Raw genomic sequence first — 23721 nt, forward strand, 5'->3', positions numbered from 1 at the left:
GAGTGTGGAACAAACTTATCCAGGCATTTTTTGCCTGGCACACCGAGTTCAATGTAAGTTAAACCGGTGCCACACTTGACGATCGCCGCAGAGACCTCCTTTAGGTCATCAATGCAGGCGCGCGCCTGGAAACTGTCTTCTAATCGCGGGTCGCGGCATACGGCACACTAACCCTGCGCCTCATTACAACGGGGGAGGGGCAACCCCGGGAGTCTATTAAGGGCGACTCCAAGCTCCACGAGCTTAACCTGAATCAGGCCAGTCTCGGGCCAATAAATTGGCTAGAGCGTTGATTATACGGCACAAGTTGAATGACAATGGGGTATTGTTAAGTCCCTTGTCACCCCTTTACTGGTTGGCAAGAGCGTTAAATCATGAAATCCGAACCCACTTTTAAGTCTTTACCGGCAAAAACACCTGCTCCTGCTGCTGTTCATCTTCAGACCATTGGTCCCGAGGAGGCTGGCCAGCGTTTGGATAATTATCTGCTGCGTTGGGCCAAAGGAGTTCCAAAAAGCCATGTTTATCGGATCATTCGTTCTGGTGAGGTTCGGGTCAATAAGAAAAGGGCGGAGCCAACTACCCGCTTAATTGAGGGGGATGTGGTGAGGGTTCCCCCAGTTCGGATTGCTGAGCCCGCTCAAATGGCAGCCGTTAATAACGCCCAAACCAAGTCTCGGGCACAAGGTTATTCAGACAAAATGCCCATTCTGTTTGAGGATGAGGCCTTATTAATAGTGAATAAACCGGCAGGTTTGGCAGTTCATGGTGGATCGGGCATTGCTCTGGGTGTGATTGAAACCCTCCGTATTACCCGTCCAGAGTTGAAGTTTATCGAATTGGTGCATCGCTTAGATCGAGATACTTCAGGCGTTTTATTGTTAGCCAAAAAACGCAGTGCCTTGGTCGAGTTGCACCGGCAGATTCGGGAAGGGCAAACAGATAAGCGTTATTTCTTGCTCGCCCACGGAGAAATTGCTCAAGGCGCTGGTGTTATGCAGTTGAAGTTTGCGCTCCATAAGTATTTATTACCCAATGGAGAGCGTCGCGTGCGCGTGGATCCCGATGGCTTACCAAGTCACACGGCTTTGCGGGTTTTGAAAACAATGAAACGGGATGGGGCTGCGATTACTTTGGCTGAAGCGCAGCTCAAAACGGGACGAACCCATCAGATTCGGGTTCATCTCCAAAAACTCGGCCATGCTATTTTGGGTGATGATAAGTATGGCTTTGAGGATCAAGATAAGCTGGTGAAATCGAAGCGCTTATATTTACATGCCCATTTGGCTGGCTTTACTCATCCACGGACAGGAGAGAAGATGCGCATCGAATCTCCCTTGCCTGCTGAATTTACAACCATGATGAAGCACTTTGAAATACCCACTGAAAAGAACTAAGTAGCGAATACGTACATGATTGAAGAACAAAAACCCGAAAGACGCTATGACCTGATTGTGTGGGATTGGGATGGAACCATTATGGATTCGACGCCGACGATCGTGGATTGCATTCAGCAGGCTTGCCGTGATTTAGGCTTTAAGGAGCCGAGTGATTCCCTGGCCAGCTCAGTCATCGGTTTGGGGATTCAGGATTCGCTGAGAAGGGCAGTACCTTGGATTGAACCGGCCCATTTTCCTAAGTTGACCGAACGATTTCGATATCACTATTTAGCGAAAGACCATGAGTTGGATTTATTTCCGGGAATCCGGGAGTTGTTAGCCAATTTGCGCGAGGATGGTTACCTGTTGGGGGTTGCTACTGGTAAATCCCGCGTGGGATTGAATCGCTCCTTGAAGCATCATCAGCTAGAACAGATATTTCATGAAACACGCACTGCAGATGAGTCCTTCTCTAAACCTCATCCTGGCATGCTCTTAGAATTATCTGATGTGATGCAGGTGCCCATGCGTCGTATGCTCATGATTGGAGACACGACCCATGATTTGGACATGGCAGCCAATGCTGGCGTGGATGCGGTAGCAGTCACTTATGGTGCACACCCCCCAAATACTTTAAAAGAATCAGCCTCTTTAATTCATGTGGATGATGTCTCGCAGTTAGCGGGCTGGTTAAGTCAGAATCTCACTGTCAAAAATAGCTAAATACGCCATACTAAGTATGCATACAAAATAGCAGCCAAGGAGTTAAAAGCAATGGAACAAAATCAGCCAGGTAATTCGAATCAAAACTGGGAGCGTCAAGCCCTAGAGCATTTGCTATTGGAGAACTTAAAAGAGACCCGTAAGACGCGTCGCTGGAGAGCGATATTTAGGGTGCTGACCTTAATTGTTTTTGTGGGCGCAATTCTAGCGATCTTTGATTTTCATCTGCCAGGGCGCGGCATGGGTGTTGAAAAACATACTGCCTTGGTCACACTTGAGGGGGAAATCTCCTCAAGCTCTATGGCGAATGCCTTGGATATCAACTCCTCACTCACCGCCGCCTTTGAAAATGAAAATAGCGCAGGGGTGGTATTGCGTATCAATAGCCCTGGCGGTTCACCAGTACAAGCCGGCATGATCAATGATGAAATTCATCGCTTGCGTAAGCTCTATCCCAGCAAACTGTTTTATGTAGTGGTTGAAGATATTTGCGCTTCTGGGGGTTATTACGTCGCTGTTGCTGGTGACCAAATCCTCGTAGATAAAGCGAGCTTGGTAGGGTCAATCGGCGTGATCATGGAAGGTTTTGGTTTCACAGGCTTGATGGATAAGTTAGGGGTAACGCGTCGCATGATTACTGCGGGATCCAACAAAGGCATGCTGGATCCATTTTCTAAAGAAAATCCAAAGCAAGTAGAGATGATTAAAACCATGATTGATGAAATTCATCAACAATTTATTGCGGTTGTGAAAGCAGGTCGTGGTGATCGCTTAAAAGAAACTCCAGAGATATTCTCTGGCCGAGTATGGAATGGCGAGCAAGCCATCAAAATTGGTTTAGTGGATGGCTACGGATCAGTAGATTCAGTCGCTCGTGATATCTTTAAGGCTCCAGATATTCTGGATTACACCATGAAAGAGAATTTCGCCGAGCGGGTTGCTAAGCGCTTTGGCGCTGAGGTTGGTGCTGCGGCTGGTAAAGCGCTGATCAAGACCCCTGATCTGAAGTAAGCAAACAACGCAGATCAACGCAGAAAAAAACCGAGCAAAACAAACTTAGGCCAGCAATAGAAATACTGCTGGCCTATTTTGTAATAAGGCGCATGCCGCTTCATTTGGATAGCGCTTGCGCCAATCTGCAATCGTAAGCGTAGTAATTAATTCACTGTTCAGGCTGAGATCCATCCCAAGGCAGAGCATGGATTGTGGCGCTAATGTAGCGAGGCAAGCCATGAGCATGGCGGTATTGCGATAGGGCGTCTCAATCCAGATTTGAGTCTGCCCCAATTTTCTAGATTCGACTTCTAGCTGTTTCAGTCTCGCGATACGGTCTTGTGCATCATGCGGAATGTAGCCTTGAAACGCAAACCGTTGACCATTGAGTCCGCTAGCCATGAGGCCCAACAAAATGGAGCTTGGACCAACCAAAGGCTTTACTCTGGCGCCCAGCTGGTGAGCTGCTAGTACCAGCTCAGCACCGGGATCCGCTACTCCAGGAACACCCGCTTCTGACATCAAGCCCATGTCCTTCCCCGCCATTAATGGCTTGAGCAAATCCATCGGTTTAACTGCATCACCATACTTCGCGTTTCTGGCTGCACCACGCCACTCGCTCATTTGCATCTCTTGGATGCTGCAGGCCAAGGGTGAAACGCTATCTACTGCCTTCAGAAAAGCACGTGCAGTCTTGGCATCTTCCACAATCCAATGAGTCAGCTTAGATGTTTGAGTTAGCGTTTCATTTGGCAGAACCCAAGGTAATTGTTCGGCGCGAGCATGATCACCCAAGGTATTGGGAATTAAAAAGAGAGTGCCTAAGGTTGAGCTCATGGAGTTATTTAGTTTCGCTTTTTTGTTTTTATTGCTTTGCTGGAATAACAAAGCCAGCATCCCTTAAAAGACCACTTAACGCAATCAATGGCAGACCAATTAATGCAGTGGGATCATCACTCTGAATGGCTTCTAAGAGAGTAATTCCTAAGCCTTCAGATTTGGCGCTACCGGCACAATCATAGGGCTCCTCCGCATGCAGATAAGCCTCCAAAACGGCATCAGACAGTTTGCGAAACGTAACTTCAGTTGGAACGCTTAACGTCGTTTCAACTTCCCCATGCATCAGACACAACGCCGTATGAAAAGTAACTGTGGCGCCACGCATGAGCTGTAGTTGTGCCAGTGCCCGTTCAAAGTTTCCGGGTTTACCAAGCGCTGCTCCACAAAGGTCTGCGACTTGATCGGAGCCGATTACCCAAGCATCAGGATGATCTTTAGCAACCGCCTTAGCTTTTGCATTAGCCAGTCGTAAAGCTAAGGCTAGTGTGCTCTCACCATTGAGAGGGGTTTCATCCACCTGAGGTGACACCACAGAAAAGGGAATGTGTAGGCGCTCCAAGAGCTCTCGACGGTAGACCGAGGTGGATGCCAAAATTAGTTTTTTTGCAGAATTACTCATCACTTCGTGTACTTTCGCTGAAGCCTTCATTTAGACTGATGTCATGAATCGTAATCAAGTTTTACCTCAAGTTGAGTTATCCGCCGATCCAAATGCATTACGCAGGGTTGATTTCTGCGCACCTCAATCCTATCAAGGGGCTGGTTTTTTAGAGATTGCGGAACTGCCTAGATTGGTTGAAGAGGCTTCTAGTATTGAACCTGGAGATGGTTTTCATTGGCAGATACAAACCCACTTTGCCGATTCTCCAGGCTCAGAACCTCGGCAAATAGTGGAATTAGAGGTAAAAGGTCGCATTCACCTGGTCTGTCAGAGCTGTTTGCAAGACTGCGGCTTTGATCTGGAGCAGAAGAGCCGATTTATTTTGGTTGCCACTGAGGCCGAGGCGGATGCTTTTCCCATTGAGGATGATTTACAGGAACCTTTGGTTGCGAGTCAGCACTTTGACCTTTTGGGGCTGATTGAGGATGAAATTTTGCTTTCTTTCCCCTTGATTCCTAAACATCTAAGGGGCGCCTGCAAACCCCATGCCTCTGCATTTGGGGGGGTCGGGGTGGCGGCTGAGCCTTCAGAAAATCCCCCAAACCCCTTCAACATATTGAAAAATATGAAGAAAAATTGATATTAGGGCATCAAACCCGGCTTGCCTTTGAAGCTTCAATTGCTACTAAATCAAGCATTTAACGAATTTTCCATGTTAGAATATTGCCTTGCTTAGGAGTTCAATATGGCCGTCCAACAGAATAAAAAATCCCCATCCAAACGTGGCATGCACCGTGCGCACGACTTTTTGACCGCACCTGCTACGGCTGTTGAAGCCACAACCGGTGAGGCCCATTTACGCCACCACATTTCACCAAATGGCTACTATCGTGGCCGTAAAGTTGTTAAAACTAAAAACGACTAACTTCTTAGTCTAAAAGATAGAAGCGGCTCCCTAAAAAGCCGCTTTTTTCTTGGATAAACCACTCGCAGCGATTGATCCTTTTATGAGCATCACTCTTGCTATCGATGCCATGGGCGGAGATCACGGGATAGTCGTGACTGTTCCTGCGTGTTGCGATTTCCTTGAAAAATATGCTGATGTGAAGATTATCTTGGTTGGTAATCCAGCATTACTTCAACAGGCATTACGCGAGTTTCCTAAAGCGCCATTGGAGCGTATTCAAATTATTTCTGCCAGTGAAGTTGTTCTGATGGATGATCCCATTGAGGTAGCACTGCGCCGCAAAAAAGATTCTTCGATGCGCGTCGCCATTAAGCAAGTCAATGAAGGCTTAGCCGATGCTGTCATCTCCGCTGGTAATACGGGTGCCTTGATGGCTATTGCTCGCTACATCTTAAAAACATTAGATGGCGTCGATCGTCCTGCGATCGCCGCTTCAATCCCCAATGAAAAGGGCCTTGGTACTACCATGCTGGATCTCGGTGCTAATGCAGATTGCGAACCGATGCACTTGGTGCAATTTGCGCAAATGGCCAACGTGATGCTTCAGGTGATTGATGGCAAACCAAATCCGTCAATTGGTCTTCTCAATATTGGTGAAGAAGTGATTAAAGGTAATGAGGTGGTCAAGCGCACTAGCGAGTTACTGCACCAAGCAAACCTCAACTTTTATGGCAACGTAGAAGGTAATGATATTTTTAAAGGCACTACGGATATCGTGGTGTGTGATGGTTTTGTGGGTAATGCCGTCCTTAAGGCCAGCGAAGGTTTAGCCAAGATGATGAGTGGCTTAATTAAGCAAGAATTTAATCGCTCATGGCTGACTAAATTGATGGGGATCTGCGCCATGGTCCCATTGCTGCGTGTGCGTAAGCGGGTTGATCATCGCCGTTATAACGGTGCAGTACTTCTCGGATTACGAGGTTGCGTCATCAAGAGTCATGGCTCTGCAGATCGCTTTGCATTTGCTTATGCGCTCGATCGCGCCTATGAAGCGTCAAAAAATCGCATGGTAGAGCGCATTGCTCAGGCTTTTGTGGTGGAGACAAAATAATGACGAGTACCTATTCTCGGGTGGCGGGAACCGGAGGTTATCTTCCTGAGTTGCGCTTAACGAATCAAGATCTCGTTGAGCGTTTGGCGAAGATTGGCGTTGAGACTAGTGATGAGTGGATCGTGACTCGCAGTGGTATTTCAGCCCGTCACTTCGCTGCAGACAATGAGTTGACGAGCGACTTAGCGGTGAAGGCGGCTCAGCAAGCATTAGAGATGGCTGGCTGCACTTCGGAAGATCTTGATCTGATCATTTTGGCGACCTCGACACCGGATCATTTAGGTGGTTTCCCAAGCACTGCTTGTGTAGTGCAAGATAAGTTGGGCGCTCACACCCACTGCGCCGCATTTGATGTGCAGGCAGTCTGCGCAGGCTTTACTTACGCTCTTGCGATTGCGGATGCATTTATTCGTACAGGCACTTATAAAAAAGTATTGGTTCTCGGTGCAGAAACCTTCTCTCGTATTTTAGATTTTCAAGATCGTACGACTTCAGTTTTATTCGGTGATGGTGCTGGCGCTGTAGTGCTGGAAGCTTCATCTGAGTCTGGCATTTTGGCAACGGCCTTGCACGCTGATGGCAGTCAACGCGATATCTTGTGCGTGCCAGGACGCGCTAAACAGGGTGGTGTAGAGGGCTCTGCCTACTTAACCATGGACGGCCCAGCCGTATTCAAGTTAGCGGTCAAGGTTCTTGAGCAGGTGGCTCATGAGGTCTTAGAAAAAGCCAATCTGAAGCCTGAGCAAATTGATTGGTTAGTGCCACATCAAGCCAATATTCGGATCATGGAGAGTACCGCTCGCAAGATGGGGATGTCGATGGACAAAGTCATTGTGACGGTGCATGAGCATGGCAATACCTCTGCTGCATCTATTCCACTTGCCTTAGACGCCGGGGTTCGATCAGGTCAAATCCAGCGCGGTCAACATCTTTTATTGGAAGGTGTGGGCGGCGGCTTTGCTTGGGGTGCGGCAATCATTAAGTACTAAATAAGCATTTAAGCAGCAGTAATATCAATAACTCTCATTTGGCGATTATTCCCATGACATTTGCATTCGTATTTCCTGGCCAAGGTTCCCAGTCTGTTGGGATGCTCAACTCGATTGCTGATCGCCCTGAAGTGCGTGCGACATTGCAAGAGGCTTCGGAGGCCCTGGGCGAAGATGTTGCAAAGCTGGTTGCTGAAGGCCCAGTAGAAGTCCTTTCATTAACCACCAACACTCAGCCAGTCATGCTGACAGCAGCGATCGCGTTTTATCGTGCCTGGTTAGCTTCTGGCGGCGCTATCCCAAAAGTCGTAGCAGGCCATAGTCTTGGGGAGTACTCTGCATTGGTTGCTGCGGGCGTCATCTCTTTTAAGGATGCGGTACCTTTGGTGCGTTTTCGTGCAGAGGCTATGCAGACTGCTGTGCCAGTGGGTACGGGTGGTATGGCTGCAATCTTAGGTTTGGATGATGCGATTGTGAAAACAGTTTGCGCTGAAGCTGCTGTAGTCTCTGGTGGCGTTGTGGAAGCAGTCAACTTTAATGCGCCAGGACAAGTGGTCATTGCTGGTGGTAGTGATGCAGTCGCTAAAGCATGTGAAATGCTAAAGGCAGCCGGTGCAAAACGGGCCTTACAATTGCCGGTGTCTGCACCTTTTCATTCTTCTTTGTTGCAGCCGGCATCCGAGAAGCTTCAGGGTTACCTGGCCAATATTGAATTCAAAATTCCGACAATTTCCGTCATTAATAATGTCGACGTAGAAATATTAAATGACCCGTCAGCGATTAAAGATGCCTTAGTCCGTCAAGCTGCTAAACCGGTGCGTTGGCAAGAGACCGTCAATGCGATGGCTCAGTTGGGTATTTCTCAAATAGTGGAATGTGGTCCCGGTAAGGTTTTGGCAGGGCTGGCCAAACGGATTAATGATCAAGTGCTTGGCGTACCTATTTTTGATGAAGCCAGTCTCAATGAAGCCTTGGCTGCAGTGAAGTAGAAACCATCTAGAAATAACGGGAGAAAGATATGAACCTCGACTTAAGTGGACAAATTGCATTAGTTACTGGTGCATCGCGCGGTATTGGTCAGGCCATTGCCGATGAGTTAGTGAAATGTGGTGCCATCGTGATTGGCACTGCCACCTCTGAAGATGGTGCCAAGGCAATCCACACTCGCTTACAAGCCAGTGGCGGACGCGGTGAAGTGCTCGATGTGACTGATCCAAAGGCATGTGAAGATATTATTAATTTGATCGTCAAAGATTTTGGCGGTATTGCTATTCTGGTCAATAACGCGGGCATCACCCGCGATAACCTAGCCATGCGCATGAAAACGGACGAATGGACTGATGTCATTGACACCAATCTGAGCGCAGTGTTTCGCCTTTCTCAGGCAGTAATGCGTCCGATGATGAAGGCGCGCACAGGCCGAATTATTAATATCACTTCCATTGTTGGTCACATGGGCAACGCTGGCCAGGCCAATTATGCTGCTGCAAAAGCAGGGGTTTCTGGTATGACACGCGCTTTAGCCCGAGAAATCGGGAGTCGCAATATTACGGTCAACTGTGTAGCGCCAGGCTTTATTGATACTGATATGACCCGTGCCCTGAGCGAAGAGCAGCAAAATGCCCTAAAAGCGAATATTCCTTTGGCACGCCTTGGCAGTCCTGAGGATGTCGCTCAGGCAGTGGCATTTTTGGCCTCTCCAGCCGCTGGCTACATCACGGGTAACACCTTACATGTCAATGGCGGCCTCTATTTAGCTTAAGGATTCAGCGGGAATTTGATCATTTTTCGGTGGATTTGCTAATTTAGTCCGCCAAGCTGATAAAATTCCTTTCATCGTTTTTTTACAACCCCTGGGGGAATTAATGGATAACATCGAACAACGCGTTAAGAAGATCGTCGCTGAGCAATTGGGCGTCGCAGAAGCGGATATCAAGAATGAATCTTCTTTTGTGAACGACTTAGGCGCAGACTCTCTTGACACTGTTGAGCTGGTAATGGCTTTAGAGGACGAATTTGGAATTGAAATTCCTGATGAGGAAGCCGAAAAAATCACGACTGTTCAGCTCGCGATCGATTTTGCACAGTCCAAAGCTCAGGGTTAATTCCCTAGCCTAGCTTTTAGCTATTACTGTGTCAGCATCAAATGGCCGTCGCCGGGTTGTAGTTACCGGCTTAGGTCTTATCTCACCTGTTGGAAACTCGGTTGATGTGGCTTGGTCGAATCTGCTGGCGGGCAAGTCAGGTATCGCCACGATCACTAAGTTTGACCACAGTCCACTGAGCGTTCATTTTGCTGGAGAGGTGAAGGATTTCAATGTCGAAGATTACGTGTCTGCCAAAGAGGCACGCCATATGGATACTTTCATCCATTTTGGGATTGCGGCTGGTACGCAAGCGATTCGAGATAGTGGTTTACAGATAACGGAAGAGAACGCAGAACGAGTGGGCGTCATGGTTGGCTCAGGCATTGGTGGTTTACCGATGATTGAGGAGACCGGTGCTGAGCTTCTTGCTCGCGGTCCTCGTCGGATCTCCCCATTCTTTGTGCCAGGTTCGATCATTAATATGATTTCTGGGCACCTCAGCATCCTGTTTGGACTGAAAGGTCCCAACGTAGCAGCAGTGACTGCCTGCACCACCGGTTTGCATAGTATTGGATTAGCAGCGCGCCTCATTCAGTATGGTGATGCTGATGTAATGGTTGCTGGTGGCGCAGAATCCACTATTTCTGCTTTAGGTGTCGGTGGCTTTGCCTCCGCCCGTGCCTTATCCACGCGTAATGATGATCCAGCCACTGCTTCACGTCCATGGGACAAAGACCGCGATGGTTTCGTTCTGGGTGAGGGTGCTGGTGTCATCGTTCTGGAAGAATATGAGCATGCAAAAGCCCGCGGGGCAAAAATCTACTGTGAGCTCTTAGGCTTTGGTATGAGTGGTGATGCGTATCATATGACTGCACCGAATATGGACGGCCCACGTCGTTGCATGTTGAATGCCTTGCGCGATGCCAACTTGAATGCAGATCAGATTCAGTACATTAACGCCCACGGTACCTCTACACCTTTAGGTGATCAGAATGAAACTGCCGCTATTAAAGCTGCTCTCGGTGATCACGCCAAGAAGATCTTGATTAACTCTACTAAGTCGATGACGGGCCACCTTTTGGGCGGTGCGGGCGGCTTAGAGTCTGTCTTTACGATTCTGGCTTTGCATCACCAGAAATCTCCACCGACCATCAATATCTTTAATCAGGATCCAGAGTGTGATTTGGATTACTGTGCCAATACTGCTCGTGACGTGAAGATTGATCATGCAGTCAAAAACAACTTTGGCTTTGGGGGTACTAACGGTACCTTGATTTTTGGCAAACTGAACTAATATCCTTAGTAAGCTGTTGCCAAACCCTTTAATTCGTTTTTGCCAAGTAGGTCTATAGGTTCATGAAAAAGTATCTCATTGCGCTCTTCGCTATCTTTAGCTTGGGACAAGTTGCGTTTATTCCTATCGCATCTGCGCAAAATCCGCGCGTGTCCATCCCTGATTTTGCCGACCTAGTTGAGCGTGCTAGTCCTGCGGTAGTGAATATTCGTACCACTGAAAAAGTGATGCAGCAGCAGTCGCAGGGTGGTATTCCAGGAATGCCTGAGGATCAAGCGGAGTTTTTCCGTCGATTCTTTGGTGTACCTATGCCAGGTATCCCTGGCGGCCCAAAGCAAGCGCAACCCAATTCAGGAAAACCGCAAGAGGCTGATCGTGGTGTGGGTTCCGGTTTCATTATTGAGTCCAATGGCTTAATTCTGACCAATGCCCACGTTGTGGAGGGCGCCAATACGATCTACGTGACCTTGACTGATAAGCGGGAGTACAAGGCAAAATTATTGGGCCTGGATAAGCGGACGGATGTAGCCGTTTTAAAAATCGATGCGCGTGATTTACCTAAGCTGCCTCTTGGAGATTCTTCTAGAGTCAGAGTGGGTGAGTGGGTGTTAGCGATTGGCTCCCCGTTCGGGCTAGAAAATACGGTGACTGCCGGAATTGTGTCAGCCAAGAGTCGTGATACTGGCGACTATTTACCGTTTATTCAGACTGACGTAGCGGTAAATCCGGGTAACTCTGGAGGCCCTTTGTTGAATACAGCGGGACAGGCTATCGGCATTAACTCTCAAATCTTTAGTCGCTCTGGTGGATACATGGGTATCTCCTTTGCGATTCCGATTGATGAGGCGATGCGAGTGGCAGATCAGTTACGTACCAATGGAAAAATGACTCGAGGCCGTATTGGTGTCGCTTTAGGTGAAATCACGAAAGAGATTGCTGAAAGCCTAGGCTTGGGTAAACCTCGTGGGGCTTATGTTCGTAATGTTGAGCCAGGTGGTCCAGCAGCTGCTGGTGGAATTGAGTCTGGTGACGTAATTCTGAGCTTTAATGGCCGCGATATTACTAAATCTACCGATCTGCCAAGGGCGGTTGGGGAGACTAAACCAGGTACCAGTGCAAGTGTGCAGGTTTGGCGCAAAGGGGCCACAAAAGATTTAACCGTTACTGTTGTGGATGGAGACGCCGGCCAAGCCGCCGTTAAAAAGTCAGATAACTCCGGTTCAAGCGGTAGTAATGCCAATTCCCTTGGGGTGGCGGTTTCTGAGCCCTCTGACGCGAAAAAGAAAGAATTGAATATCAAGGGTGGCGTAGAGGTAACTGGCCTAGGGGATGGACCCTTGGTTCGGTCAGGAATACGCCCTGGAGATGTCATTATTCGGATAGCAGATGCCGATATTACTGGGGTAAAGCAGTTTGAGAGCTTGGTTAAGGGTTTGGATACCAATAAGTCAGTTCCGGTCTTTGTCCGTCGAGCCGATAGCACCCTGATCATCCCAGTAAAGCCGAAATAAGCTAAAACCCCTCTTTTTTGAGTCAAAAAATGGGTTTTCAGCAAATTTAGCGTCACCCATTACAATCACTTTAAGACGACTTTTTGCAGCGCATCATCGTGGTGCGTTCTGACAAGACGTTTTTTGAAGACCACTTAAGACGCTATGGATTTAATCCGCAATTTTTCTATCATCGCCCATATTGATCACGGCAAATCCACGCTAGCTGATCGCATTATTCAATTATGTGGTGGTCTCTCCGATCGTGAAATGGAAGCCCAAGTGCTCGATTCAATGGACATTGAGCGTGAGCGTGGCATCACCATCAAAGCGCAAACGGCTGCGCTGACTTATAAATCCAAGGATGGGAAGATTTACAACATCAATCTGATTGATACGCCAGGACATGTGGATTTTTCCTATGAGGTAAGCCGCTCCTTATCCGCTTGCGAAGGTGCTTTGTTAGTGGTGGATGCCAGTCAAGGGGTTGAGGCACAAACCGTTGCTAACTGCTACATGGCTCTTGAGTTGGGTGTTGAGGTTGTTCCGGTTCTCAATAAGATTGATTTACCTCAAGCCGATCCCGAGCGCGCTAAGCAAGAAATCGAAGACGTGATTGGGATTGATGCATCTAATGCTGTTACATGCTCAGCTAAAACAGGTTTGGGTGTGGTGGAAGTGATTGAGGAAATGATTGTGCGCGTGCCTCCGCCAGAAGGAAGTGCAACTGAACCACTACAGGCTTTAATCATCGATTCTTGGTTTGACAACTATGTTGGCGTAGTGATGTTGGTGCGCGTTGTAAATGGCACATTGAAGCCAAAAGAAAAAATTACCTTAATGGCAAATGGGTCAAGCCATTTAGTCGAGCATGTGGGTGTGTTTAGTCCGAAGTCTGTCGATCGTCCAGAGCTATCTGCGGGGCAAGTAGGCTTTGTGATTGCAGGAATTAAAGAATTAAAAGCTGCCAAAGTAGGTGACACAGTCACGCATTCTCCTGGACAGCAAGGCCGGGTTCCTGCTGCAGCACCATTGCCTGGTTTTAAAGAAGTCAAGCCTCAGGTATTTGCAGGTCTTTACCCAGTAGAGTCTAGTGAATATGATCAATTGCGCGAATCTTTAGAGAAGCTGCAATTAAACGATGCCTCGCTCTTATATGAGCCAGAGGTATCGCAGGCTCTGGGGTTTGGATTCCGTTGCGGTTTCCTGGGTCTGCTTCACATGGAGATTGTGCAAGAGCGCTTAGAGCGTCAGTACGGCATGAATCTCATCACCACTGCTCCGACAGTGGTGTATCAAGTAGAGCAATCCGATGGCTCAATCTTATCAGTGGACAATCCATCGAAGATGCCAGAGGCTAGCAAGATTAATACGATTCTTGAGCCGATTGTGACGGTTAATTTGTATATGCCGCAAGAGTATGTCGGCGCGATTATTACCTTGTGCGTTGGTAAGCGAGGCATTCAGATGGATATGAATTACCTTGGACGCCAAGTCAAACTCACTTATGAGCTACCAATGGCCGAGATTGTGTTGGATTTCTTTGACAAGATGAAATCCATCTCACGAGGCTATGCATCTATGGATTACGAGTTCAAAGAATACCGCCCAGCCGATGTGGTGAAGGTGGATATCTTGATTAATGCTGAACGGGTTGATGCTTTATCGGTGATTGTTCACCGGAGTAATAGTCAGCATCGTGGGCGCGAAGTCGTTGCGAAGATGCGTGGCATCATTCCGCGTCAAATGTTTGATGTGGCCATTCAGGCGGCGATTGGTAGCAATATCGTGGCTCGTGAAAACGTCAAAGCGTTACGTAAAAACGTATTGGCTAAATGTTATGGTGGAGATATTTCCCGTAAGCGTAAGTTACTAGAGAAACAAAAAGAAGGTAAGAAGCGTATGAAGCAAGTGGGTAACGTGGAGATTCCACAAGAAGCCTTCTTGGCTATTTTGCAGGTAGACGACTAATGAACTTTGCCCTAATCCTTTTTATCTTAGTGGTGATCTCAGGCATTGCTTGGATTGCTGACCGTTACTACTTTGCTCCGCAAAGACGGATGGCTGGCATTGATCGCATGCCATTGTGGTTGGAATACACAGCTGGATTCTTTCCGGTCATTTGCGCAGTATTTGTCTTGCGCTCGTTCATTGTGGAGCCGTTCAAAATTCCATCAGGATCGATGATTCCTACTCTGCAGATTGGTGACTTCATCTTAGTGAACAAGTTCACTTACGGAATTCGTTTGCCAGTGGTTAATCAGAAAGTGGTAGAGCTCGGCTTCCCTCAACGTGGCGATGTGGTCGTATTCCGTTATCCGCGTGATGAATCGGTCGATTACATTAAGCGGGTCGTAGCTTTGCCAGGTGACACCATCACTTATCAAGATAAGCGTTTAACCGTAAATGGACAACCATTGCAATACAGTGGAGGTGAGCCTTACCTTGATCCAGAAAGTATGCGATATGCCAAACTTTTTTCAGAATCGTTTCCTAAAGATCTAGGTGGTAATAAACACGAGATTCTGAATGATCCGGATCGTCCAGCCAGTAGCTTTCCGGCAGAACGTTTTCCTGGGTTTGAAAACTGCCAATATCAAAATGCGGGGCTGACTTGTAAAGTCCCTGCGGGACATTACTTTGCGATGGGAGATAACCGCGATAACAGTGCTGATTCTCGTTACTGGGGGTTTGTGCCGGATAAAAATATTGTCGGTAAAGCCTTCTTTGTTTGGCTTAACCTCGGAAATCTAGGTCGCATTGGCGGTTTCGAGTAAAACCATGAACGCCCGCGCCACTATTGAAACTGCACCGCTACAAGCGCAACTCGGTTATACGTTCAAAAAATTAGAGCTGCTGAACCAAGCGCTCACGCATCGCAGTCATAGCAAGAAGAATAATGAGCGACTTGAGTTTCTAGGCGACTCTATTCTGAATTGCGTTGTTGCTGAAATGCTCTATGAGCGTTATGCCGATTTAGATGAGGGCGATCTTTCCCGTGTCCGTGCCAATTTAGTAAAGCAACAGGCTTTATATGAAATTGCACAAACACTATCTTTATCGGACTACTTGCGCTTAGGTGAAGGCGAGCTCAAGAGTGGAGGGTTTCGTCGTCCATCTATTCTGGCAGATACCCTTGAGGCAGTCACTGGCGCTATCTTTTTAGATGGTGGCTTTGATGCAGCTAAGACATCTCTACGTAAGCTGTATTCAATTATTTTGGCCAACGTTGATCCTAAAACTTTGGGTAAAGACGATAAGACTCTGCTGCAAGAGTGCTTGCAAAGCTATCAATTGCCCTTGCCGACCTATAACGTCACGGGCACTACTGGTGCTGCTCATAACCAGCAATTTGAGGTTGAGTGTTTAATACCGAACTTAAAGGTGGCCGTAAAAGGTGAGGGCGCCTCTCGACGCGCTGCTGAACAAGCAGCAGCAAAGTTAGCCTTAATCGCCGCTCAAAAAGCCTTGTCACAAGAATTGAGCAAGCCTAAAAAGACTCGGTCAGCTAAAAAGAAGGCGGCAAAAAAAGTGGCAACTGAAGAGCAGTTAAATCTTAAGCTGAAGGGCTAATCGTGTTTAGATGCGGCACCATCGCCATTGTCGGGCGTCCCAATATGGGCAAATCGACTTTATTGAACGCGTTGGTAGGTCAAAAGATCAGCATCACGTCTCGAAAGGCGCAAACCACACGACATCGTATTTTGGGGATTCAGAATCGTGAGGCAGCCCAGTTCATCTTTATTGATACGCCAGGTTTTCAGACTCGTTTGATGAATACCCTCAACAAGGCATTGAACCGCACAGTTACTACCGCCTTACAAGATGTGAATGTGGCTTGTTTTGTCGTCGAGGCGGGTTACTTTGGTGAAGATGATAAGAAGGTATTGCGCCTACTGCCGAATGATTTACCGGTAGTGCTGGTACTAAACAAGCTAGATTTATTTAATAGCCGCTTTCAGACTCCATCAGAGCGCGATCAGGCCTTGCTGAATTTCATGAAAGAAATGAGTCAGCCTTGGAGTGAGTTGGGTGGGCATGATGATCAAAGTAAATGCGAATTTACGGAGATCGTACCGATGAGCGCCAAAAGTCCTGGCGATGTGCAAAGATTATTAGATGTTCTCGAAGGCTATTTACCTGAAGCCCCACCGGTATACGATGGCGATACCCTGACAGACCGTAGTGAGCGTTTTCTCGCTGCTGAAATCTTGCGTGAGAAGGTCTTCCGGTTCACTGGTGAAGAGTTGCCCTACACCAGTACTGTTGTGATTGATCAGTTCAAGATGGATGGCAAGATGCGTCGCATTGCGGCAACCATTTTGGTGGACCGCGATAGCCATAAGGCCATGATTATTGGTGCTAAGGGCGAACGTCTCAAAAAGATTTCGACTGATGCTCGCATTGATATGGAAAAGCTCTTTGACGGCAAAGTCTTTTTGGAGACTTGGGTTAAGGTCAAGCGCGGTTGGGCTGATGATCGCGCTGAATTACGGGCGCAAGGTCTAGAGTAAATCACGATGGCCTCGATTCGTGTTGCTGACGAGCCTGCTTTTGTATTGCACAGTATTCCCTATAAGGAAACCAGCTTAATTCTGGATGTCTTTACCCGCCAATATGGCCGTATGGCTTTAATCGCAAAGGGCGCCAAGCGTCCACACTCAGTACTTCGTCCCGTTCTACAGCGTTTCCAGCCATTATTGGTCTCTTGGAGCGGTAAGTCCGAGTTGCGAACTTTAACAAAGTCTGAATGGGTTGGTGGTACCCCGTCCCTTGTTGGAGATGCCTTACTGTGTGGCTTTTACCTTAATGAGTTACTAGTGAAGTTTTTGGCTCGAGAAGACGACTATGAAAAACTGTACGATCACTATACCGATACGATCTCTGCTTTATCGAACCTCGAATTTGAATCTAAGGGTTTAGAAGAAATTCTGCGTCCATTTGAATTAACCTTGCTTCAGGAAACTGGCTATGCGGCAGCCCTTGATCGCTGCGTTGAGACTAATCGTGCTCCTGCCTCAGAAGAGTTGTACGTTTATCAACCAGAGCGCGGTGTTAGGCCTGCCCAAGGAGATGATCCAGGGCATTGGCCAGTCTTGAGCGGTCGATCCCTCTTGGCAATTGCAGCGGGAGACTTTTCTGCTCCCGAGACGCTTTCCGAGAGTAAACAATTGATGCGCTTCCTGCTTGGGCTTCACCTGCAAGATCAAGTGCTGACTACGCGTCAGATTTTGATTGATCTGAAAAAAATCTAGTAAGCTACTTCTATGAATACGCAACCAAAACTTGAGCTTGGCATCAATATTGACCACGTAGCTACTTTGCGAAATGCGCGTGGCACGATTTATCCTGACCCCATCAAAGCGGCTCGCTTAGCTGAAGAGGCTGGCGCAGATCTCATTACCTTGCACTTGCGGGAAGATCGTCGCCATATTAAAGACGCTGACTTATTAGCATTGCGTCCCTTAATTCAGACGCGCATGAACTTAGAATGTGCTGTTACTCCAGAAATGATTCAGATTGCCTGCGAAGTAAAGCCCCATGACGTGTGCTTGGTTCCAGAGAAGCGTGAAGAGGTCACTACTGAAGGCGGCTTAGATGTAGTGGGTCACTTTGATGCGGTCAAGGCAGCAACGAGGAAACTTGTTGATGCGGGTATTCGGGTCTCTTTATTTATTGATCCCGAGGAAAAGCAAATTCAAGCTGCTAAAGAGGTGGGCGCTACGGTAGTAGAGTTGCATACCGGTTGCTACGCAGATCTTTCAGGCGAACAACAAATACATGAGCTAGAACGCATCAGAAAAGCTGCACAGTTTGGGGTGAGTATTGGCTTGAGAGTCAATGCTGGTCATGGTTTGCATGAAGGAAATGTAAAACCGATTGCTGCAATTGGAGAACTCTCTGAGTTGAATATTGGACACGCAATCGTTGCTGAAGCCCTCTTTAAGGGTTGGCAAAAGGCGATTACCGATATGAAGGCCTTGATGGTGCAAGGCAGAGAAAAAATAGATAAACACTAAACATGATCATTGGTATTGGCACCGATATTCTGCAGATTGAGCGCTTACAGGCAGCTTATGACCGCACCCATGGTCGTTTAGCAGAAAAGATTTTAGGGCCGGATGAGATGTTGGTTTTCAAGCAACGCCTTGCCAGAAACCATAAACGTGGAATTGCTTTCTTGGCCACGCGCTTTGCGGCAAAAGAAGCCTTCTCTAAAGCAATTGGCTTAGGAATGAGAATGCCGATGACTTGGCGTTCTTTGCAAACGCTCAATGAGCCTAGCGGCAAACCAGTCACAAGCTACTTAGGAGCTCTGGCTCAATTTATGCAGGAAAAAAATTGGGAAGCTCAGGTTACCGTGAGTGACGAGCAGGATATGGCGATTGCCCATGTGATCGTCACTCAGAAATCAAGCGAACAGTAAATTCAAGTAATTAAGTAATTCAGTAATTCAGAATAACTATTGAGAACGCCATGACTAAATCCACCATGAATCCAGGCCCAATTACCTTAGATGTCGAAGGCCAGGTATTAAATGCAGAGGATCGCCGCCGTATCTTGCATCCCCTGACTGGTGGCGTCATTTTATTTGGCAGAAATTTTTCTAATCGCAATCAACTCACTAAACTCACTGCCGATATTAAGAAACTTCGCCCTGATGTATTGATCTCGATTGATCATGAGGGCGGTAGAGTCCAGCGCTGCAGGACTGATGGCTTCACCCATTTGCCTGCAATGCATCATCTTGGTGATCTGTGGGGCTCAAAAAATCAATCAACACAGAGGCCAAAGTATGCCGCAGAATCCGCGGCCATTGCTATGGCAGCAGCAACAGCCTGTGGATATGTTTTGGCTGCCGAGCTGCGTGCTTGTGGTGTGGACTTTAGTTTTACACCGGTACTGGATTTAGACTTTGGTCGTAGCGATGTCATTGGTGATCGTGCTTTTAGTCGTGATCCGCAGATTACTTTTGCATTAGCTAAGAGCTTGAACGAAGGCTTACGCCTTGCGGGAATGGCGAACTGTGGCAAGCACTTTCCAGGGCATGGCTGGGCAGAAGCAGATTCTCATGTAGCCATCCCGGTGGATGAGCGCTCTTTAGAACAAATCCTGAATGAAGATGCGAAGCCTTATGAATGGCTGGATCTGAGTTTGACAGCGGTGATGCCGGCACATGTAATTTATCCCAAGGTAGATAAAAACCCAGCTGGTTTTTCAAAGATTTGGTTGCACTCTATTCTTCGCCAAGAATTGGGTTTCGAAGGTGTGATCTTTAGCGATGATCTTTCGATGGAAGGCGCCAGTGTTGCGGGTTCTGTGGTGAAGGGCGCTGATATGGCACTTGAGGCTGGATGTGATGCGGTATTAATTTGTAATCGCCCAGATCTTGCAGATCAGTTGTTGAGTCAGCTCAAGGTTTCTAAGGCTAAAAAAGCAGAATCTGCTATCCGTTTAAACCGTTTAATGCCCACTTCAGCAGCTCCTTCTTGGGATGAGCTTCAGGCCGAGGCTCAATATCAGCATGCCAAGGGCTTGCTAAAACAGTGGAAGCTCATTGCCTAAATTATAGGAAATAAAAAAGCCCGGCATGCCGGGCTTTTGCTGATTGAGCGAAATAATTAGTTAGCGCGGCTTCGATATTCACCAGTACGAGTATCAATTTCGATCTTGTCGCCCGTGTTGCAGAACAAGGGAACTTGCAATTCATAGCCAGTAGCTAGTTTTGCAGTTTTCAATACTTTGCCTGAGCTGGTATCGCCTTTCACTGCTGGCTCTGTGTAAATGATTTCGCGAACCAAAGAGTTTGGCATTGCAACAGAGAGCGCTTTACCTTCGTAGAAAACAACTTCACATGGCATGCTTTCTTCGAGGTAATGCAATGCATCGCCCATAAATTCTGCTTCCACTTCATATTGGTTGTATTCAGTATCCATAAATACATACATTGGGTCTGCGAAGTATGAATAGGTGCAATCTTTCTTATCCAAGATCACGACATCAAACTTGTCATCCGCTTTGAATACGCCTTCGTTGGGCGCACCAGATAACAAGTTCTTGAATTTCATTTTCACTACCGAGGAGTTACGGCCTGAGCGGCTATATTCGGCTTTTAAAACGACCATGGCATCAGTGCCGATCATAACTACGTTACCAACGCGGAGTTCTTGTGCTGTCTTCATCTTGCTATTCCTGGGTGCAGAGCGGATATTCTGCGGTTTTTATCAAAAACAAGATTGTAACCGCCCGCGGGCTTATTCCCCAGAAGATCAGGCGACAAACCGCATTAGACGGGTAGCAAGGCCACCATCGGCTTGTTTATTTAGTAAATCAGCATGCCAAGCCTTGGAATGGGTACTCCAGCTATCCATAGATTGAAACCATTCATTAGGCATGGCCCAGGTCATGGCAGCAATCACCGCATGTTTAAGCTCTGAGGATGCCTCTTCAAGATAGAGGTCTAAAAATCCAGCGAGCTTAACTTCATGTGCGCGATCTTCTTGAGGATATATGTGCCAAATAAAGGGTTTGCCTGCCAACTGGGCTCTGATAAAGGAATCTTCGCCGCGGACAATATTGAAGTCGCATTGCGAGAGAGTCCAATCATATTCATCTTGAGAAACAAAGGGAATGGAGATGAGTTGAATGGAGTCAGGTAGCTTGAGAGCTTGAGTGCGATGACCGGTGCTGAGCTGGAGTTGCTCGAGCTGACCATAAGTCAAGATCACATCGATATCTTCACCTAGCGTTCCCAGATCTTGTAGCCACCTTAACAGTGGAGCGCCTGGATAGCAAAATACACTAATGCGTTTTGCATTTGAGCGCATCAGCTCCCAACTGGCGCTGAGACTTGCTGGAATATTAGCGGGGTCGATGTTGGCTAAGTTGGGTATCGGATCAATCAAGATGCCACCCGTTTCCGGCTGAAAGCCAGGGAAGAAAAAGTATTTTGGAATACCGTGCGCCTGAGGTGAGGCTTTCTGATGGAAATCTACAATCCAAGGTTCAGCACTCAAGTACTCTAAATTAATCATGATCGGTTTTTTGGGGGCAATGAGTAGTCCCGCAACATAACGCTCAGGCAATTCGCACCCAAATGCCTCAATCACCACGTCTGGAGTTTGAACAGGGTGGCGGCTATTGCAATAGCTTGCTTCCCAAGGCTGGAGATCGATGCGGCGCAAGATTTCTGGATCGGTGCCAGAAGCGAGTAAATTAAGGGTTGGCAGGTCATCGCAAAAAATGCGTACCTCTTGGCTGTGAAGGCTAGTTAAGCTTCTCGCTAGACGCCAACAAACACCAGCATCACCATAGTTATCGATGATTTGACAGAAAATATTCCAACGCATGAGTAATTCGCTTTTTGAAACCCTTCAGCAGGATGTTAAACGGCTACCCGGATTACCGGGGGTATATCGCTTCTTTGATGAGGCAGGACACATTTTGTATGTCGGCAAAGCACGCAACCTCAAAAAGCGGGTATCTAGTTACTTTCAGCGGACTCAGCTTTCACCACGGATAGAGTTGATGGTGGGAAAAATTGCCCGCTATGAAACAACAGTAACACGCTCAGAAACTGAAGCATTGATTTTAGAGAATAATCTCATTAAGGAGTTAGCCCCTCCCTTCAATATTCTCTTCCGAGATGATAAGTCCTATCCCTATGTGATGCTCACGGGCCACCAGTTTCCGAGATTGGCTTCTTATCGTGGAAAGATTGATAAGCGTAATCATTACTTTGGACCGTTTCCTAATTCTTGGGCAGTGCGTAATAGTGTGCAGATCTTACAAAAAGTATTCCGCCTCAGGACCTGTGAGGACTCGGTCTTTAAGAACCGCAGCCGGCCCTGTTTGCTTCATCAGATTCATCGTTGCAGCGCCCCTTGCGTTGGACGTCTCAGTGTGGAGCAATATGGGCAAGACGTGGCTCAGGCAACACGCTTCTTGGAAGGTGATCACAGTCGCGTATTGACCGAGCTAGAAAAGAAAATGCATGCCTATAGCGATGCAATGGAGTTTGAAATGGCGGCCGTCTTAAGAGATCGCATTGCTGATCTCTCTAGTGTGTTGCAGCAACAATCCATGGATACCGTAGCAGATGGTGAGGGTGATGTCGATGTGATTGCAGTTGCCCAAGTGGAAGGCGTGGTCTGCGTTAATTTAGCGATGATTCGGGGTGGCCGTCATTTAGGAGATCGTGCCTATTTCCCCAAAGGCTTGCGCTCCACTGGCGGTTCGCTGCCACTTCCTACTGAAATTCTAGAGGCGTTTATCGCCCAACATTATCTAGAAGAGAAGGTTGGTGATGGTGAAGCAACAACCAATTTGATTCCACCCGTACTCATCCTAAACCACCCTTTGAAAAAGCTAGGTGATGATGTAACGGCGTTAGAGGAATCTGCTGAAGAAGCTCCACCAGAAGGTTTGCATGATTTATTAAATGCCCAGGCTGGCAAGCGTGTTACTTTCCTTCATCAGCCACAAGGGCAAAGGCGGCATTGGTTGGTAATGGCGGAAGGAAACGCCAAGATCGCAATTGCAAAGCGCCTAGTGGAAACTGGTGGGCAGCTAGCTAGGGCCCGAGCGCTAGCGGATATCCTGGCGCTGGAGTTGGAAAGTCTTGAGCAACTCCGGATTGAGTGCTTTGATATTAGTCATACCTCTGGTGAGGCCACCCAAGCATCTTGTGTGGTGTATGCAAAAAATGCCATGCAGACCAGCGAATATCGCCGGTTCAATATTAATGACATTACCCCTGGCGACGACTATGCGGCAATGCGCCAGGTCTTGCAACGGCGTTATGCCAATTTTCAAGAGTTGCCTGTCGAGAAGATGCCTCAGGTAATTTTGATTGATGGTGGCAAAGGTCAGGTCGAGATAGCAAGGCAAGTACTTTCTGAATTCGGGATGGATATCAGTCTGATTATTGGTGTTGCCAAGGGGGAAGGGCGCAAGGTTGGATTAGAGACACTCATCTTTGCAGACGGTCGTAAGTCGCTCGAACTTGGCATCGATAGTGCAGCCTTATTACTGGTTGCGCAAATCCGTGATGAAGCACATCGCTTTGCTATTACCGGTATGCGCGCTAAGCGTGCAAAAGCGAGAACCGTTTCACAGTTAGAGGAAATTGAGGGTATCGGCGCAAAACGCCGACAAAAATTGCTGGCTAGATTTGGCGGTCTGCGTGGAGTTGCGAATGCCACCCTTGAAGAGCTCTCTAGTGTTGAGGGAATATCTACCGCTTTAGCAGAGCAAATCTACCGGCAAATGCATTGATTTCCCAGTACACGCACATTGGTTTATGCT

General features: G+C 47.6%; 25 protein-coding genes. 21 read left to right on the forward strand and 4 right to left on the reverse strand.

Translation table 11 applies throughout. The annotated features are described in order from the left end of the window. The first annotated feature begins 374 nt into the window (after positions 1–374). From ICN15_RS02965 to ICN15_RS02975, 3 genes are read left to right on the forward strand one after another with little or no spacing between them, the layout of a single operon-like run. Positions 375–1397, forward strand: a complete 1023-nt coding sequence (locus ICN15_RS02965; protein ID WP_216201137.1) for an RluA family pseudouridine synthase — start codon at positions 375–377, stop codon at positions 1395–1397. A 15-nt stretch (positions 1398–1412) separates the two neighbouring features. Further along, complete coding sequence (locus ICN15_RS02970; RefSeq protein WP_216201138.1) at positions 1413–2102, forward strand: HAD-IIIA family hydrolase; 690 nt, start codon at positions 1413–1415, stop codon at positions 2100–2102. A gap of 51 nt (positions 2103–2153) precedes the next feature. Beyond that, positions 2154–3113 carry a S49 family peptidase gene (locus tag ICN15_RS02975; protein WP_216201139.1) on the forward strand — a complete coding sequence of 320 codons (960 nt, stop codon included), beginning with the start codon at positions 2154–2156 and terminating at the stop codon, positions 3111–3113. Positions 3114–3158: 45 nt separating this feature from the next. On the opposite strand, the gene ICN15_RS02980 is transcribed toward ICN15_RS02975, so the two are convergent. Together ICN15_RS02980 and ICN15_RS02985 are read right to left on the reverse strand one after the other, a co-directional pair. Then, positions 3159–3932 (reverse strand): SAM-dependent methyltransferase, encoded by a 774-nt coding sequence (locus ICN15_RS02980; RefSeq protein ID WP_216201140.1) that lies wholly within the window; start codon positions 3930–3932, stop codon positions 3159–3161. Between the two features lie 28 nt (positions 3933–3960). Continuing rightward, positions 3961–4554: a Maf family nucleotide pyrophosphatase gene (locus tag ICN15_RS02985; RefSeq protein WP_216201141.1), complete on the reverse strand. Its 594-nt coding sequence runs from the start codon at positions 4552–4554 to the stop codon at positions 3961–3963. 43 nt (positions 4555–4597) lie between these two features. Here ICN15_RS02985 and ICN15_RS02990 point away from each other — a divergent pair, with 43 nt between their 5' ends. The 17 genes from ICN15_RS02990 (at position 4598) to nagZ (ending at position 19980) form a co-directional block, all read left to right on the forward strand. Beyond that, complete coding sequence (locus tag ICN15_RS02990) at positions 4598–5176, forward strand: DUF177 domain-containing protein (protein WP_216201142.1); 579 nt, start codon at positions 4598–4600, stop codon at positions 5174–5176. A gap of 105 nt (positions 5177–5281) precedes the next feature. Next, positions 5282–5461 (forward strand): 50S ribosomal protein L32, encoded by a 180-nt coding sequence (gene rpmF / locus ICN15_RS02995; RefSeq protein WP_011902241.1) that lies wholly within the window; start codon positions 5282–5284, stop codon positions 5459–5461. 82 nt (positions 5462–5543) lie between these two features. Continuing rightward, the gene (gene plsX / locus ICN15_RS03000) at positions 5544–6554 is read left to right on the forward strand and encodes a phosphate acyltransferase PlsX (protein ID WP_216201516.1); all 1011 of its coding nucleotides are present in this window, start codon (positions 5544–5546) and stop codon (positions 6552–6554) included. Beyond that, positions 6554–7543 (forward strand): beta-ketoacyl-ACP synthase III, encoded by a 990-nt coding sequence (locus tag ICN15_RS03005; protein ID WP_216201143.1) that lies wholly within the window; start codon positions 6554–6556, stop codon positions 7541–7543. Before plsX ends, ICN15_RS03005 begins: the two co-directional genes overlap by 1 nt. 53 nt (positions 7544–7596) lie before the next feature. Continuing rightward, on the forward strand, positions 7597–8532 hold the full coding sequence (fabD, locus tag ICN15_RS03010; RefSeq protein WP_216201144.1) for an ACP S-malonyltransferase: 936 nt from the start codon (positions 7597–7599) through the stop codon (positions 8530–8532). Between the two features lie 29 nt (positions 8533–8561). Next, complete coding sequence (fabG, locus tag ICN15_RS03015; RefSeq protein ID WP_216201145.1) at positions 8562–9305, forward strand: 3-oxoacyl-ACP reductase FabG; 744 nt, start codon at positions 8562–8564, stop codon at positions 9303–9305. 103 nt (positions 9306–9408) lie between these two features. After that, on the forward strand, positions 9409–9648 hold the full coding sequence (gene acpP / locus ICN15_RS03020) for an acyl carrier protein (RefSeq protein WP_015421596.1): 240 nt from the start codon (positions 9409–9411) through the stop codon (positions 9646–9648). Positions 9649–9676: 28 nt separating this feature from the next. Continuing rightward, positions 9677–10924 (forward strand): beta-ketoacyl-ACP synthase II, encoded by a 1248-nt coding sequence (gene fabF / locus ICN15_RS03025; RefSeq protein WP_216201146.1) that lies wholly within the window; start codon positions 9677–9679, stop codon positions 10922–10924. Positions 10925–10986: 62 nt separating this feature from the next. Beyond that, a complete protein-coding gene (locus tag ICN15_RS03030) occupies positions 10987–12435 on the forward strand; it encodes a DegQ family serine endoprotease (RefSeq protein WP_216201147.1) in 1449 nt (482 codons plus the stop codon). Positions 12436–12579: 144 nt separating this feature from the next. Then, entirely contained in the window at positions 12580–14385 is a 1806-nt protein-coding gene (lepA, locus tag ICN15_RS03035; protein WP_216201148.1) for a translation elongation factor 4, read from the forward strand. Then, positions 14385–15191 (forward strand): signal peptidase I, encoded by an 807-nt coding sequence (lepB, locus tag ICN15_RS03040; RefSeq protein ID WP_216201149.1) that lies wholly within the window; start codon positions 14385–14387, stop codon positions 15189–15191. The genes lepA and lepB overlap by 1 nt, the downstream gene beginning before the upstream one ends. Before the next feature lie 22 nt (positions 15192–15213). Beyond that, the gene (rnc, locus tag ICN15_RS03045; RefSeq protein WP_370625413.1) at positions 15214–15987 is read left to right on the forward strand and encodes a ribonuclease III; all 774 of its coding nucleotides are present in this window, start codon (positions 15214–15216) and stop codon (positions 15985–15987) included. 44 nt (positions 15988–16031) lie between these two features. Next, on the forward strand, positions 16032–16928 hold the full coding sequence (gene era, locus ICN15_RS03050; RefSeq protein WP_216862783.1) for a GTPase Era: 897 nt from the start codon (positions 16032–16034) through the stop codon (positions 16926–16928). A 6-nt stretch (positions 16929–16934) separates the two neighbouring features. Beyond that, complete coding sequence (gene recO / locus ICN15_RS03055) at positions 16935–17669, forward strand: DNA repair protein RecO (protein ID WP_216201152.1); 735 nt, start codon at positions 16935–16937, stop codon at positions 17667–17669. A 12-nt stretch (positions 17670–17681) separates the two neighbouring features. Next, the gene (pdxJ, locus tag ICN15_RS03060) at positions 17682–18434 is read left to right on the forward strand and encodes a pyridoxine 5'-phosphate synthase (RefSeq protein WP_216201154.1); all 753 of its coding nucleotides are present in this window, start codon (positions 17682–17684) and stop codon (positions 18432–18434) included. 2 nt (positions 18435–18436) lie between these two features. Continuing rightward, positions 18437–18841: a holo-ACP synthase gene (gene acpS / locus ICN15_RS03065; RefSeq protein ID WP_216201155.1), complete on the forward strand. Its 405-nt coding sequence runs from the start codon at positions 18437–18439 to the stop codon at positions 18839–18841. A 50-nt stretch (positions 18842–18891) separates the two neighbouring features. Continuing rightward, positions 18892–19980 (forward strand): beta-N-acetylhexosaminidase, encoded by a 1089-nt coding sequence (gene nagZ / locus ICN15_RS03070; protein WP_216201156.1) that lies wholly within the window; start codon positions 18892–18894, stop codon positions 19978–19980. A 56-nt stretch (positions 19981–20036) separates the two neighbouring features. On the opposite strand, the gene efp is transcribed toward nagZ, so the two are convergent. Together efp and earP are read right to left on the reverse strand one after the other, a co-directional pair. Further along, a complete protein-coding gene (gene efp, locus ICN15_RS03075) occupies positions 20037–20597 on the reverse strand; it encodes an elongation factor P (protein ID WP_173960723.1) in 561 nt (186 codons plus the stop codon). Between the two features lie 87 nt (positions 20598–20684). Continuing rightward, entirely contained in the window at positions 20685–21764 is a 1080-nt protein-coding gene (gene earP, locus ICN15_RS03080) for an elongation factor P maturation arginine rhamnosyltransferase EarP (protein ID WP_216201158.1), read from the reverse strand. Between earP and uvrC the strand changes: the two genes are divergently transcribed. Beyond that, positions 21763–23691 (forward strand): excinuclease ABC subunit UvrC, encoded by a 1929-nt coding sequence (gene uvrC / locus ICN15_RS03085; protein WP_216201159.1) that lies wholly within the window; start codon positions 21763–21765, stop codon positions 23689–23691. The genes earP and uvrC overlap by 2 nt on opposite strands. The last annotated feature ends 30 nt before the right edge of the window (positions 23692–23721 follow it).

The organism is Polynucleobacter sp. CS-Odin-A6 (assembly GCF_018882095.1).
Taxonomy (GTDB): domain Bacteria; phylum Pseudomonadota; class Gammaproteobacteria; order Burkholderiales; family Burkholderiaceae; genus Polynucleobacter.

Excerpts from the sequence above, each read along its gene's own strand:
- ICN15_RS02965 (WP_216201137.1), top strand. The coding sequence starts at position 375 with ATGAAATCCGAACCCACTTTTAAGTCTTTACCGGCAAAAACACCTGCT.
- ICN15_RS02970 (WP_216201138.1), top strand. The coding sequence starts at position 1,413 with ATGATTGAAGAACAAAAACCCGAAAGACGCTATGACCTGATTGTGTGG.
- ICN15_RS02975 (WP_216201139.1), top strand. The coding sequence starts at position 2,154 with ATGGAACAAAATCAGCCAGGTAATTCGAATCAAAACTGGGAGCGTCAA.
- ICN15_RS02980 (WP_216201140.1), bottom strand. The coding sequence starts at position 3,932 with ATGAGCTCAACCTTAGGCACTCTCTTTTTAATTCCCAATACCTTGGGT.
- ICN15_RS02985 (WP_216201141.1), bottom strand. The coding sequence starts at position 4,554 with ATGAGTAATTCTGCAAAAAAACTAATTTTGGCATCCACCTCGGTCTAC.
- ICN15_RS02990 (WP_216201142.1), top strand. The coding sequence starts at position 4,598 with ATGAATCGTAATCAAGTTTTACCTCAAGTTGAGTTATCCGCCGATCCA.
- rpmF (WP_011902241.1), top strand. The coding sequence starts at position 5,282 with ATGGCCGTCCAACAGAATAAAAAATCCCCATCCAAACGTGGCATGCAC.
- plsX (WP_216201516.1), top strand. The coding sequence starts at position 5,544 with ATGAGCATCACTCTTGCTATCGATGCCATGGGCGGAGATCACGGGATA.
- ICN15_RS03005 (WP_216201143.1), top strand. The coding sequence starts at position 6,554 with ATGACGAGTACCTATTCTCGGGTGGCGGGAACCGGAGGTTATCTTCCT.
- fabD (WP_216201144.1), top strand. The coding sequence starts at position 7,597 with ATGACATTTGCATTCGTATTTCCTGGCCAAGGTTCCCAGTCTGTTGGG.
- fabG (WP_216201145.1), top strand. The coding sequence starts at position 8,562 with ATGAACCTCGACTTAAGTGGACAAATTGCATTAGTTACTGGTGCATCG.
- acpP (WP_015421596.1), top strand. The coding sequence starts at position 9,409 with ATGGATAACATCGAACAACGCGTTAAGAAGATCGTCGCTGAGCAATTG.
- ICN15_RS03030 (WP_216201147.1), top strand. The coding sequence starts at position 10,987 with ATGAAAAAGTATCTCATTGCGCTCTTCGCTATCTTTAGCTTGGGACAA.
- lepA (WP_216201148.1), top strand. The coding sequence starts at position 12,580 with ATGGATTTAATCCGCAATTTTTCTATCATCGCCCATATTGATCACGGC.
- lepB (WP_216201149.1), top strand. The coding sequence starts at position 14,385 with ATGAACTTTGCCCTAATCCTTTTTATCTTAGTGGTGATCTCAGGCATT.
- era (WP_216862783.1), top strand. The coding sequence starts at position 16,032 with ATGGGCAAATCGACTTTATTGAACGCGTTGGTAGGTCAAAAGATCAGC.
- recO (WP_216201152.1), top strand. The coding sequence starts at position 16,935 with ATGGCCTCGATTCGTGTTGCTGACGAGCCTGCTTTTGTATTGCACAGT.
- pdxJ (WP_216201154.1), top strand. The coding sequence starts at position 17,682 with ATGAATACGCAACCAAAACTTGAGCTTGGCATCAATATTGACCACGTA.
- acpS (WP_216201155.1), top strand. The coding sequence starts at position 18,437 with ATGATCATTGGTATTGGCACCGATATTCTGCAGATTGAGCGCTTACAG.
- nagZ (WP_216201156.1), top strand. The coding sequence starts at position 18,892 with ATGACTAAATCCACCATGAATCCAGGCCCAATTACCTTAGATGTCGAA.
- efp (WP_173960723.1), bottom strand. The coding sequence starts at position 20,597 with ATGAAGACAGCACAAGAACTCCGCGTTGGTAACGTAGTTATGATCGGC.
- uvrC (WP_216201159.1), top strand. The coding sequence starts at position 21,763 with ATGAGTAATTCGCTTTTTGAAACCCTTCAGCAGGATGTTAAACGGCTA.
- earP (WP_216201158.1), bottom strand. The coding sequence starts at position 21,764 with ATGCGTTGGAATATTTTCTGTCAAATCATCGATAACTATGGTGATGCT.